The organism is Acidiphilium iwatense, from assembly GCF_021556475.1.
Taxonomy (GTDB): Bacteria; Pseudomonadota; Alphaproteobacteria; order Acetobacterales; family Acetobacteraceae; genus Acidiphilium; species Acidiphilium iwatense.
Map to the genome: position 1 here is coordinate 1 of NZ_JAKGBZ010000067.1, position 12,716 is coordinate 12,716.

Sequence of the window (12,716 nt, forward strand, 5' to 3'; positions counted from 1 at the left end):
TCAGCCTCGCTCAGCCCTCGCTGAAACTGCACCGCATTCCGAGCCATCGATTTCCTCCGCTCACAGCATCATGTCTCTGTTTTGTACCGCTCTGAAAGTGGCTGATCAAGATGGGTAAGCAGGTAAGCGATTAAAAAGCCTCCAATAACGGTCATGATGCAAAAACCGGTCAGCGATAGATTGGCTCCCCACCAGAGAAGAATGCTACCCATAAGCAATACCGCCGCGACAATGGCAGGAATTCTTCTGCCGATCCGATCCCCTATGATTCCGCCAGTCAATCCACCAATCACGCCGGCAATTTGGAGAAGGGACGTAACCGCCGCAGCTCCCGTCGCGGCCGTCAAATGATATTTTTGAACAACAAATGCTGGTATATAAAAGACCATTGCATAGTAACCGTACGTCAACGATACAAATATTAAAAAACCTACTAATATTCTATATCTTAAAACCGGATTTTTTACGGCTTGAATAAGGCGGGTTTTCTTGCTATGACCTTCCTTGATTTGCGAAACAACTTTCTGGAACCTTGGTGATTCTTCTAGACGCAGTCGAAGAACCAGAATGACCACTGCGGGAACGAGCGAAAATACATACACCGCTCGCCAGCCCCAAACCGGCGCGATCAAATGAAACATTATAACAGCGAAGACAAAGCCGAGCGGATAGAACGAATACATGAAGCCCACGCCCGAACTTCTGTGATTGCGGTCCCATACTTCGCTAACGAAGGGTGCTCCGACCGCAAGCTCTCCACCTCCTCCGAGACCAGTGATGAAGCGCAACACAGCCAGAGAAACGATTCCAGTCGCCAAGGCGGTCAATGCGGTAGCAATGCCATACCCGATTATCGACACGCCAAGCATCGTTTTTCGGCCAAAAATGTCTCCGCAGGTTCCAAAAATTATCGTTCCTAAAGTGTAGCCGATGAGGAATATCGATCCCAATCCACCTGCAAGTAGCGTAGTCGAAACATCAAAGGTTTTTGCTATCAAGGGAATTGTCAGTGCATATATTGTAATAACATAGGCATCAAAAAACCAGCCAAAGGACGCGGCCATTGTAATGGTCCATTTAGCTTTTCGAAACTCTGGAGCGTTTATTATAGTTGGTTCCTGTGTATAGGCGCTCATTGCATTTCATCCGGTTTTGTTTTTACGATTGTTATTGTTGTTTGTAAACAAAAATCTTTAATGGTCCTGGATATAGCCATTCCGTAGCTAGCCACATCCTTGTTTTGTCCTATTTTTACTATCTCTCCGGCATATACGGTTTGCCTAGAATAGATGTAAATAATATTAGGCGTTAAATTTTTCAATAAAAAATTATATTGAGTGGACGGTCATAGATATATTGATATTTAAAATTACATCATGCCAACCTTGTTTTAACAGGCACGCCATTCCGGTAGGGAAAAGCATCGGGATCAACAGGGCGGCCATGTTCGACGTTGACCCATAGCCGCAACAAATGGCGCTTTCGGCCCGCCTCTTTGTGATCAACAAAAGAAGTTCTTGAATGTAGAATGACGCTGTTGTTTAATAGCTGGATGTCACCGGCCTGCAATTTCATTGAAAGTTGAAGCTCGGGCCGGAGTGTCTGTTCTACAAAGAGATCCAGTGCCTCTCTTTGCGCAGGGCTCAAGGGAATCCCCGTTTTCTTCTCTGCTGAGAAAATATAGTCGATGAGGCCGGGGCGACAACTTAAAACACCTTCGTAGAAGCTGTAAAGCGGGCTTACAAAATACAGCGGTTCGCCCGCACGTTCTTCACCGCGACGATCAAAAAGGAAATTGCCGTAAAGCAGGCCAAGATGGGGGGAGCTTAGCTTGAGAAGCTCGTTGTGAACGGTGATTGAGCTGACGATGAGGCTTTCTCCGCCTTCCTTGGCAGGACGGAGGCACATCAGCCCGACAACATCGACAACGTCAGTATGAAATTCCAGATTGGCACGGGTCTGATAACCTCGGATATCGCTTTGTCCACGATAGTCGGCGTAGCCGCTGTCCCGGACATGACCCAGCAAATCACCGTTCGCGTTCTGGGAGACAGCGTTGTCTAGGTAAGTTCCAATGCCTCGGAAAAGTAACTCCGCGTCCTCCTCCGAACATTCGGAGACCGCCATGCCGCGAAGCAGGACGAAACCTCTTGCATATTGAACGTCATGAAGGCAGTTGGCCAACTTTAAAGCAAAATCTTTCAGAGGAAAATCGCTTTTGGTAAGATCACCAGGACTTCTATCGTGCCTACGTGCGAACTGAATTGCTTGGTGCAATTCGTCAATCTCGTCAGAAGTTAATGTGATAATCCAGCTATCATCTCGATCGAAGTCTGTCTTGGTCCAAGCACTCGAGTCATCCACCCAGGTGTGGCAGATTGTTTTTGTCTGGCATTGCGCATTCGATACGCCGGTTTTCATGGCGGTTTCCCTACATGTTGATTGCTGCACTTTGCCAAAGCTATCAGATAACCTCGTGTGTCTTGTCATCTGTTTCGCCATAGCGGCGCAGGGTGGCCGGCCTCGTGCCCTGATAAAGCCGTTCAATGTTTCCAGCGATTTTCGCGTTTTCGCGCTCAAACAGGCTGTTGCCGTCAAGATCGCTTTCGACCAGAAAAGGGCCAAAATGCTCTACGTCGAGCACCCAAACCGCCTGTGCCAGGCCAAGCTCCTCGACCCAATGCACATTCGCAACTTTCTTGATGCCGCGTCCAAGCAATGCTCCCGTGCCATATCCAACCGTGGTAAGGTACAGAGCGTTATGCGGCACGAACAGCTTGCGGTAATCGGCCGATGTCATGCCGCCTTTGCCAATGATGATGTTGCAGCCGGAGAGTCTGAACCACCCGTCCAGCCATTTGGCGAAGCGGAACGAGGCCGTGGCGGAGACGGCCCCCATCGTATAGCGCCCATCCGGCTCGATCGCTGCCGCTGGCGAACAGTGAAAGTTGACCAGACCTAAGGCGTCCCGTGGCGCTGGCATGCCTTTGTTCTCTTCAATGGCACGCTTATATACGCCTTCGCGCGCGGTGAAGACGCGACCATTCAGATAAACGACCGTCCCGAGTTCAAGCGCCCGTAACTGCTCGGTCAACGCTGGCAGATCAAGGGTAACGGTTTTCAATCCGGCCATTTCGCCTACTCCGCTGCCATGCTGTGCGGAGATTCCCACTCCACCGTGGGGCGCCGCATATAGTTGGTGAACCATTCAGGATCGGTTCGAAAGATCGCTTTGCCATCAGGGTAGATGCGTGCCGTAGCCCGGCGAGACGACAGGCAGAACATGTGCACGCTCATCGGCATACCGCCGGTATGACAATAGCCTACCTCGATATGGCAGTCGATGACCATTGAACTGCCGATGAAACCCATGGCCCCCATCCCGATCCGATTGCCGAGATCTTTCAATTCTTCTTCCAAGGCGGCTATTTTCGGGTCGGGGTGGCGAGAGCCGACGACGCGCAAGCAGGATGCCTGCTTGCCAAGCACCATGCACATATCTTTAGAGCCTCCAAGGCCAATCCCGACGATCGCGGGCTGGCATGCAAGACCCCGCTTGCCGAAGCCGATGAGGGTATCGAGAAAAAAGCGTCTGATACCTTCGATCCCGTCTCCGGGAAACAACATGCGGTAGTCGGAACCGAACAAGCCGCCCTTGTGCACCGTGGTCAGATCGATCCACTCACCCTCGGGATGAAAAGCATAATCGATTTCCGGCGCGAAGATGCCGCAATTATTGTTATGATCGGTGCGCCAGAGCGGGTGCACACGGTTGGACCGTAGCGGCACCGCGGCAGTGGCCTGTGCTGTGGCGCGGCGAAGTGCTGCTTCCAGCGCAACGGCACCGCCTTCGACACGTGCATCATTGGCGTATTTCACATACCAGCGTGGAACCCCCGTATCGCCGCACATAGCGCGGCGATCCTCCTTCGCCGCTTCATAATTTTCCAGCATGGCCTGGATCACGAACGACGAGAGATCGCCGGTTTCGGTATCCGCGCAACGGCGCAGGCCGGCAAGATAATCATCCGGGATTTCGATAGCGGCCTTCGCCATCAGCGCCTCGGCGGTTCTTTCCAGAAGGGCAATAGAAATCATGGTTGATCTCGATCATTCAGCGGCAAGGTCTGCGCGCAGCAGACTCTCGCCGGGCTTGACATGGGTGAAACGAACCGGCGCTTCGCCGACCTCGATTTGACCAGTGACTTGGCGCGCGACCGTGAACCGTGACGTCAAGAAATCTCCCGGGTCTGGAAAATCCGTCCGGAAATGTGCGCCGCGGGAGTTTTTTCGACGCATGGCAGCAAGCGCGATGACCCGGCTGGTCTCGCAAAGCGAACGAAGATTCAGCCAATCCTGCCATGTCAGGTTAAAGGTCCGGTCGGTGTCCGCGACACCTGTCGCAAGAAGTTCAGCTTCAATTGCGGCGATCTTGATGAGTCCGTCTGCCAGACCACCGGCGTCGCGCACCACCCCGACATCATCCCACATCGCATCCAGCAGCGCTTCACGCAGCGAATTGATATCGCCTTGAGGATTCCGGAACGGCAACAAGGCGCGTTCGGTCTCAGCGACAAGCATGGCCTCGTCAGGTGTGCGGAAACCTGGATTTGCGGCGATCCAGCCAGGCATCACGTCGCCGGCGATGCCACCGAACACGGTGGAATTGGCGACGCCGTTGCCGCCCAGACGGTTGGCACCATGCACCCCGCCGGCATCCTCGCCGGCGACGAACAGACCAGGAAGCTCGGTCGCGGTATCCGAGGCGCAGACGATGCCGCCCATGAAGTAATGCGCCGTCGGCACCACCTCGACCAAGCCGCCGGCAAGATCGAAGCCGCAGTCGCGGCAGCGATCCACCATACCCTTGAACTTCTTGGCGACAACGGCAGGACCAAGGTGGCTCATCTGGATATAGACGCCACCGTTCGGGGTAGTTCGGCCAGCCTTCATTTCCGCATAGATCGCACGGCTGACGATGTCGCGTGTAGCACGCTCCAGCTTTGGATCATACTTATCCATGAAGCGGTGCATCGCGCCATTAAGAAGATGGCCTCCGGCACCACGCAGTCCTTCTTCAAGCACCGTGCCGGTCATGCGCGTGTCGGGTCCGGCGAGTAGTCCGGTCGGGTGAAACTGCACCATCTCCATGTCGCGGAGCGGCAAGCCCACCCGCAGTGCCATGGCCAGCCCATCCATGCTTTTGTCGCCTGATGGCGTATGGTAGCGGTACATGGTCGGGCCACCACCGGTCGCGAGGAGCACTGCTTTGGCCTGGACAAAGCAGAACATGCCGGTGCGGATGTCCAGCATCAGCACGCCCGCGATCGCGGCTCCGTCGCGCGCCTTTATCAGTGCGACCGCGCGATGCTCCTCCAGTTTTCCGATGCTCGGACGTGCCCAGACTTGTTCCATCAAGCGGTTGATGATCTCGATCCCGGTAAGGTCGCCCTTGTGCACTGTGCGATCGAAGGTTTGGCCCGCGAACGCCTTCCCGTGCAGCGTGCCGTCGGGATTACGGTCGAAGAAGCAACCGATCTCGTTCTCGAGTTCCTGGACCCGCTCGACGGCCTTATTGACCAGAGTCCACGCCAATTCCTGATTGGGCAGCCATTTGCCACCCTCGACTGTGTCCATGAAATGGCGTTCGATCGAGTCGCCAGGGTTCAGCGCGACATTGTAGCCGCCCTGCACCATCCGCGTGCAGCCGCACTTGCCCAGAAGACCTTTCGTGGCAAGGATAATGTTCAACGCCGGGTCAACGGCATGCGCATGCAATGCAGCGAACAGGCCCGCCCCGCCGGAACCCAGAATCAATATGTCTGTCTGCAAGCGTTCAATAAGCATAATATGATCTCACAGTACGCGGACGAGGAAGACGAAGGCGGCGCATCCCGAAACCGCGGCGATCGCTGTTGCGATCCACTTTTGACCGCCGAACCATGGCAGGTTTTCGATGGCGAGGAGCCTCAGCCCGCCAAGAAAATGGACCACGAGTAGAAAAATTAATCCCGCCTCGGCAAATTCGACCGCCGGCATCTGGGTGAGACGCAGAAACCCGTTTAACCGACCAGCCCCCTCGATCGCCAAGCCGAGGACGAGGAAGTGCAGGGGCAGAAAGATCGCAAGTCCGATGCCCGAAAGCCGATGGATCAGCGCGGCATTCCAAAGGATGTTGCGTCGATACGTCCGCCGTGACGCGCTCATGGCAGCACCACGGCGGCGACTGCCCGCAGACCCAGGGCAATCAACGCCGCCCCGAAGACAGACGCAACCGCGCCAGCGCTGCCACTTTTGAGCCGTCCCCATTCACACAATATATTTCGGGTGCCGATCGACGCATGGATTGACGCCAGCAGCACGAACGCGCCGTAAAACAAGCCCCAGGCGAGGCTCCCTTGCGTGCGCGACAGAATTTCGGCTGCGGTCAAGCGTTGACTCGTCGCGTAGAAAATAACAGCGAGATGCACCACGATCATCGGCACCATAAGGGCTGCCGAGCCTCTCTGCCAGAAATACAGACGGGCGTTCATGCGTTGATTTCCCCACGGACGAAGGCCTGCATCGAAAGCCGCTTGAGCCCAGCGATCGAACGCGTCGGGTTAAGTGACTGAGGACAATGTTCCTGACATGACTGGTGAGAGTGGCAGTTATGGCAGCCACCTTCTGCCGAGATTGCGGCAAGCCTGCTGGTGCGGTCACTATCCCGTACGTCGTTTACCAGGCTCCAGGCTCGGTTGAGTGCGGCAGGCCCCAGATAGTCGGGGTTCCAGCGCACCGTGTCGCAGGCTGCGTAGCAGGCGCCGCAGTTGATGCATTCGATCGCCTCATCCGCCGCGCGACGGGCCGGTTCGTCCGGTTTGATCGGTTCTATCGCGTCCGTGCGCGTCTTGCTTGCCGCGAACGTGCCATGGGCCGCCACCCATTTTTCGAAGAACGGCCGCATATCGGCTGCTAGATCCTTGATGACCGGCATGTTTGCGAGCGGAGCAACCTCCAGCATGCCATTTTGGATGACCTTTGTGACATGGGTTCGGCAGGTCCAGCGCGGGCGGCCGTTTACCGTCATGGCACAGGAGCCGCACATGCCGACCCGGCAAGCGAAGCGATAGGACAAGGTCGGGTCGAGATGGCGCTGCACCCAGGTTACGATGTCCAGCACGGTTTGATTGGCCTTCAACGGCACTGTGTAGGTCTTGAACCGGCCATCACTGCCGCCCCGCCATAATGAGACTTTTAGCGTGGAAACCGCTTCGGACATTTCCCATCCTGCTTCGGCCACGCGCGGCCGGTTGCGCGCTGTTGCAGCATCCTTTCCGTAGCAGGGAATTTAGGTCAAATAAAACGAATAAGACTGAACATATTATTCATTTTTATTGAATTTTCTTTCGGCGCCTGCGCATTTCTGGCGCTGGCGCCACCAACGTCGCTGCGCTGGCCTGGTCAGCCAGACTTTGTAAAGCTTCGAGCAACGTGGCGCTTAGGGGTGATTTTGGATGATCCTGAACCTCGACCAGGCCCAGTGTCCGATACACTGCAGGGCCGGGAAGGGTCACGCGCCGAACCGGCAGGGAACCGGGTGGCTCGATTAATCGCATAGGCACGATGGAGACGCCCAGGCCGGCGTGGACCATGGCGATAATTGCTTCTAGCGTGTCGAGCACCATTGTCTCGTGCACGCGCAGACGCCGTCGCGTAAGCAGCCGGTCGATGAGCTGCCCGACCCATGCCTGTTGGGTATAGCGGATGAACGGATAGGTTGCGATCAACTGTTCGGCGCTTTGCGTTTGCGCGTCGATCGGCGCAATCAGCACGAGCGGTTCGCGAAGAAAGGGCGACCACCGGAGTGCCATTCTGGGCTCAAGCGGATCACTGATCAGAGCGACATCCAGCAGATTGCGGCGAACCCGGTTCACCAGATCCGCGGACAGTCCCATTGCCAACTCGACATGCAGCCCAGGATGACGCTTGCGCAGCACCACCAGCACCCGTGGGACCAGGCCCGTGATGACGCTCGGCACGGCGCCCAGCCGTAAGTGTCCCTGCAGGTGCTGCTCCTCGGGCTCAAGAAACAAGCGCTCATAGTCGGCAATGACGCCGGCCGCACGAGGAATGAAATTCCGGCCGGCTTCGGTCAGTGTCGGCGGTCTGGTTGTCCGGTCGAAAAGCGCCATATCGAGCCGCTCCTCGAGTGCTTGCATCTGCGCGGTCACGGCCGACTGAGTACGATAGACCGAACGGGCTGCAGCCGCAAAGGAACCCGTTTCGGCGATTGCCAGAAAGGTCTTCAGGTCGCGAATCGACATGATAGGAGCGCGGCACGTATATACATTTTTTCTGAACCATTTATCCATAAATTTTCGATTTTAATCAAGGAGGATCTGTCGTACATTTATCATGATCGAGAGATATCTTCGCTCCAGACTGGTGCAAAATAAGCTGCCCCGTGTCTGTTCAACTCGGTGAGGGAAGGGCCACACCGAGAACGGTTGTTTTGATCGCGGCATAGACGTCGATCCCACTGCGGCTTAGGGTTCCGATGTCCGATGGCAGGCCAGAACATACATTGGCGAAACCATTTGTGAAAATTCTCGCCCCCAGGATGTTTCGGAAGCGACCTGCGACCTTGCGATTTGTGGCGGTGGCCGGAGTTCGCGTTCGGAACCGTTGTTGTGCGTGCCTTGGTAAGACGCCGGCTCTGTGCGGGTGAGACCGAATGGCTGAACTACTCAACCGTCGTCGTCGAAACAATGGAGGTCGAAATGCCCGAATCTCGAGACCCGCATCGACTTCAGCACGCGATTGAACCAGTCTTTCGGTTGAATAAAGTCGTCGGCGTGTTCGCGATTATGGCGTCGGCGGTCGCCGGCGAGTATGGTGCCGGAATCAATTTCGTCGCGGTGCAGAGCCTCAGCGTCTATCCGTCGATCCGTGATCTCGTGCCGCTCGCGATGTTTGTGACCGGCGCCTTCCTGATCACCAAAGTCTACCTATTCTCTCGCTATTCGCAGGCGATGCCGCGCGCCGGATCGGCCTATGTTTGGATGGTCCGCAGCCTCAACCTGCCGATCGGGTTCATTGCGAGTTTCGTGTTTTGGCTCGGCTATATTGGCGGGATGGGATTTCTCGCCTTCGCCTTCGGTACCTTCGGCGGCCAGGCGTTGCTCAATGCCGGCATGCCGGCAGGCCGTTGGTTCCTGACTCCGAACGGTCACGTTCTCATTGGACTTGCGGCGATCTGGCTTATCTATGCACTCCATATCCGCGGCGTGCAGCATTACGGCACCTTCGTGAATGCTTTGTTCGGCCTGATCGTGGCAACGGCCTTTACCATCACGATCTATGGGTTCGCGACCGCGCCCGGCCATTTCGTTTCGATCGCAAGACAGCGGACACATCTGCCGCTGCTGTCGCAGATTCCGCTTCCGCCTCTCTCGACTCATGTCTTTTTTGCCGTCTGTGCCTTATTCATTTTCGCCTATGCCGGAATTAGCGCAGCGCCTTACCTGGGCGGCGAGGCGCGTCAGGCGGAGCATACGGTGCCGCAAGGCATCGTTCTTGGCTGGATCGTTTCGATCATCCTATACACGGTCGTCGCGGCAGCACTCTTTCACGCGGCACCGTATTGGGCGGTCATCGGCCTGATCAAGGGCAAACACGCCGCCTTGGCGACCGCACCCGGCCTGATCGGTGTCGTCGCACCGCATATTGTTGGCGTGACCCTCGAAATCCTGGTGGCTCTGATCGTCGGCAAAACGATCGCACCGGGGATGCTGGTCAATTCGCGAATTTTATTTGCCTGGGCCGAAGATCATCTGATGCCTTCGATCTTTGCAGAGACCAACCGGCATCGCGTGCCCGCCGCCGCACTTACGGGCGTTGCTATCCTCGCCTCGCTGTTCTTGCTTCAGACCGCCTACGTTGGTTGGGCGCTCGGCGTCGTCATGCGTTCCCTCAGCACGATCCTCATCTGGTTACTCGTGGCGGTGAGCGCGCTCGCCCTGCGGTTCAACCGGCGGTTCGAGAGCGTGGATTGGGCGGCAACCCTGCGGCGCGACCCTTGGACCCTGATCGCCGCGGCCGCATCCATCATCATTTCAGTCGTCCTGATGTTTTCGATCGCAGTCGTGCCTCATACCCCGATCGTGTTCCAGCCGCTGTTCCAAGGAGCTGTGGCTGTCGTGGTGGCCTGGGCCTTGCTCCGTCGGGCGCGGCAGCAGGCGCAGCGTTTGAACTTCGATCTCGATGCGCATGTGGAATTGCCACCACTCGATTGAGACCTCGCCGCGCGAAGCAAACGGCCGCTGGAGCGACATTGGGTCGCGTTGCTCTCTACTGTGATGCTCATCCGGGTTTCGGGGCCGGTAGTCCTTCGATCAAAACATTCAGACATGCCGGTCGGCCGCTTGCGAAGGCACGTTGCAGGGCCGGGGTAAGGTCATCGACCGTGGTAACGCGTTCACCATAACCGCCAAGCGCCGCCACGACCGCGTCGTAGCGCGTAGCGGGGCCAAGTTCGCAGCCATGTGCGCGCTCGGAACCGTATTGGCGAAGCTGAAGCTGATATTCGGCATTCCAGCGCCCGTCGTTGCCGATGACGGCGACGAAAGCCAGGCCATGCCTCACCGCCGTTTCAAATTCCGCCATGTGAAAGCCGAAAGTCCCGTCGCCTAGAACGGCGAGCACTGGCCGGTCGGGTGCCGCCGCCTTCGCGCCGATCGCGAAGGGAATGGATGGTCCGATCGCGCCAGCCACACCGTTGATGATCCGATCCGGGGCGGAAATCAGCGCCTGGGCCCATTGACCGATTTCGCCGCCATCCGACACGAAAATCGGGTTTTGCAGAGATTTCATAAACTCATTAATCGTGGTGCAAAACAACGCCGAATTCGGCTTCGAACCGATCTCGCCGATATGCGCGGTCGGACGGCGAGATACCGCTTCAGCCACCGTCGCGCACCAATCCGGCGAAGCGATCGGGGCGGTTCCGCAAGCGGTTAGCAAGGCGTCGATCGCCGCGATCGGATCGGCGACCGCGTGCAGGACAGGCTGCTCCGGCAACAGGCGATCGGCACGGTCGAGCAGAGCCGCCTCGGGATCAATGACGATCCAGTGGCAGCCGGATACCGCAGCCGAACCAAAGTTCAACGTGAAATCGAGTGCTTTCCCTAACAGGAAAATGAGGTCGGCTTGCGGGATCAGCGCGCCGATTGCGCCAAGCGAGGGGTCGTTGAGCCCGCGCGGACTTTCCATCGCGATGACCGGAACCCCAAGTCGAGACAGGCGCTCCAGTTCGGCCCGACCCGCTGCCGTGCAAAGCGCGGGTGGTGCGATGACCAATGGCCGTTCGGCGTCGCGCATCAGTCCGATCGCCGCCGCGGCCGTCCCGCGCGGAAGCGCTTGGCGGTCAGGCGCAAACGCTTGTGCATCTTCCAGTGTTGCCGGCGCGGCGCTCGCTTCCAGAATATCGTTTGGCAGGCTGATATGAACCGGACCTGGCCTGCCGGAGCGGGCGATCCGAATCCCCGTTGCCAGATCATCGGCCAAAGTATCGACCGACCGCACCGTCCACGACGCTTTAGTCAAAGGGGCTGCGAGCGCGGCTTGATCCAACTCCTGAAAGGCCCCATTGCCGCATTCGGCGAGCGATGCGTGTCCTGATAACAGCAGTAAGGTCGTCTCGCCAGCGCGCGCGGTGCAAAGTGCGCCTAGAGCATTAACATGCCCGGTCCCGCCGCTGACCAGCGCAATCCCCACGGAACCGCTCATGCGCGCATAGGCATCGGCCATGGAAACTGCGGCCGCTTCATGGCGGGCGTGGATGAGTGCAACGGGCTGGCCGATTGCGGCATCAAAGATCGACATGATATGGTTGCCGGACAGCGTGAAAACCGTTTGGGTTCCAGCCCGAAGCAGCGTTCGGATCACGACATCGGAGCCACGCACGATCATGCTCATACACCAGTCACTCTCTGCTTGACGATTTTGGTTTTATTGCATGCAATTTCCAGAACAATCCAAGGTTCGGCGTTCACAACCGCGAGGCTCATCCGGGGAATCCCCCATGCTCGGTCGGTCAGTGTCGAACATAACGTCGTGAATGTCGGTGACGAGCCTCTCTCGCTTCTGGAGATCGAAATCACCATTTGTGCGATCTTCTGACCTTCCTGCGGTTTCGTGGACACCGGATGCTGCGGATTGGCGCTCTGTCTGTTCGAGGCTGATGTACCCAATGTTGAGTGAAACCGCTGACCGGAGACAGATTAAGGCTCCAGAATGATTTTTGCCGCCGGCAGATCGCCGCGATCGAGCGTTTTAAAGGCTTGGGGCCCCCGGCTTAGCGGCATTCGCTGCACCCATTCGAGTGTCCCGAAGCCGTGCTGCGCGAGTGCCCCGACCACGTCGCGGAAATCGGCAACAGTATAGCAGTAGCTGCCGCGCACGGTGATTTCCTGGAGCGTGATACGGCGGATATCGAACCCGTCGTGGCCAGGAAGCAGTCCGATATGGACGATCAGGCCGCCCGGCTTTGCGAGCCGGCTGGCGGCGCTGCGGGTTGCCGCGGCCCCCACCGCATCAATGATGAGATCAACGTAAGCGCGCATTTCTCGGCACCTTGGCGTGAGGGAGGGCGTGTGATCGGGTTGTGTCCATTATTTCGGGTAGTGGACACAGGCGAATGGACGGGAAGCTTCGGGTCATCAAAGTGCTTGGGA

At 57.3% G+C, this 12,716-nt stretch carries 11 protein-coding genes and 2 pseudogenes; 1 reads left to right on the forward strand and 12 read right to left on the reverse strand.

The genetic code is table 11. The features are described from left to right. Positions 1 to 68 precede the first annotated feature (68 nt). The 9 genes from L2A60_RS18570 to L2A60_RS18610 form a co-directional block, all read right to left on the reverse strand. A complete protein-coding gene (locus L2A60_RS18570) occupies positions 69 to 1,136 on the reverse strand; it encodes an MFS transporter (protein ID WP_235705964.1) in 1,068 nt (355 codons plus the stop codon). Between the two features lie 238 nt (positions 1,137 to 1,374). After that, a complete protein-coding gene (locus L2A60_RS18575) occupies positions 1,375 to 2,421 on the reverse strand; it encodes a TauD/TfdA family dioxygenase (RefSeq protein ID WP_235705965.1) in 1,047 nt (348 codons plus the stop codon). Positions 2,422 to 2,464: 43 nt separating this feature from the next. Continuing rightward, the gene (locus L2A60_RS18580; protein ID WP_235705966.1) at positions 2,465 to 3,133 is read right to left on the reverse strand and encodes a fumarate hydratase C-terminal domain-containing protein; all 669 of its coding nucleotides are present in this window, start codon (positions 3,131 to 3,133) and stop codon (positions 2,465 to 2,467) included. A gap of 5 nt (positions 3,134 to 3,138) precedes the next feature. Beyond that, complete coding sequence (locus tag L2A60_RS18585; RefSeq protein ID WP_235705967.1) at positions 3,139 to 4,098, reverse strand: fumarate hydratase; 960 nt, start codon at positions 4,096 to 4,098, stop codon at positions 3,139 to 3,141. Between the two features lie 12 nt (positions 4,099 to 4,110). Further along, positions 4,111 to 5,847, reverse strand: a complete 1,737-nt coding sequence (locus L2A60_RS18590; protein WP_235705968.1) for an L-aspartate oxidase — start codon at positions 5,845 to 5,847, stop codon at positions 4,111 to 4,113. 9 nt (positions 5,848 to 5,856) lie between these two features. After that, a complete protein-coding gene (locus L2A60_RS18595; RefSeq protein WP_235705969.1) occupies positions 5,857 to 6,207 on the reverse strand; it encodes a succinate dehydrogenase in 351 nt (116 codons plus the stop codon). Beyond that, a complete protein-coding gene (locus L2A60_RS18600; RefSeq protein WP_235705970.1) occupies positions 6,204 to 6,533 on the reverse strand; it encodes a succinate dehydrogenase in 330 nt (109 codons plus the stop codon). Before L2A60_RS18600 ends, L2A60_RS18595 begins: the two co-directional genes overlap by 4 nt. Continuing rightward, positions 6,530 to 7,261 (reverse strand): succinate dehydrogenase/fumarate reductase iron-sulfur subunit, encoded by a 732-nt coding sequence (locus L2A60_RS18605; protein ID WP_235705971.1) that lies wholly within the window; start codon positions 7,259 to 7,261, stop codon positions 6,530 to 6,532. The genes L2A60_RS18600 and L2A60_RS18605 overlap by 4 nt, the downstream gene beginning before the upstream one ends. Positions 7,262 to 7,373: 112 nt before the next feature. After that, positions 7,374 to 8,306 (reverse strand): LysR family transcriptional regulator, encoded by a 933-nt coding sequence (locus L2A60_RS18610; protein WP_235705972.1) that lies wholly within the window; start codon positions 8,304 to 8,306, stop codon positions 7,374 to 7,376. A 513-nt stretch (positions 8,307 to 8,819) separates the two neighbouring features. Between L2A60_RS18610 and L2A60_RS18615 the strand changes: the two genes are divergently transcribed. After that, the gene (locus L2A60_RS18615; protein ID WP_235705973.1) at positions 8,820 to 10,277 is read left to right on the forward strand and encodes an APC family permease; all 1,458 of its coding nucleotides are present in this window, start codon (positions 8,820 to 8,822) and stop codon (positions 10,275 to 10,277) included. A 67-nt stretch (positions 10,278 to 10,344) separates the two neighbouring features. Here the strand turns inward: L2A60_RS18615 and L2A60_RS18620 are convergent, their stop codons facing one another. From L2A60_RS18620 to L2A60_RS18625, 3 genes and pseudogenes are all read right to left on the reverse strand, one after another. Continuing rightward, on the reverse strand, positions 10,345 to 11,586 hold the full coding sequence (locus tag L2A60_RS18620) for a thiamine pyrophosphate-binding protein (RefSeq protein ID WP_329603603.1): 1,242 nt from the start codon (positions 11,584 to 11,586) through the stop codon (positions 10,345 to 10,347). A gap of 69 nt (positions 11,587 to 11,655) precedes the next feature. After that, a pseudogene (locus tag L2A60_RS20965) lies at positions 11,656 to 11,958 on the reverse strand (thiamine pyrophosphate-binding protein); the annotation flags it as partial. A 305-nt stretch (positions 11,959 to 12,263) separates the two neighbouring features. Next, positions 12,264 to 12,614: pseudogene (locus L2A60_RS18625) on the reverse strand (zinc-binding dehydrogenase); the annotation flags it as partial. Positions 12,615 to 12,716: the final 102 nt, after the last annotated feature.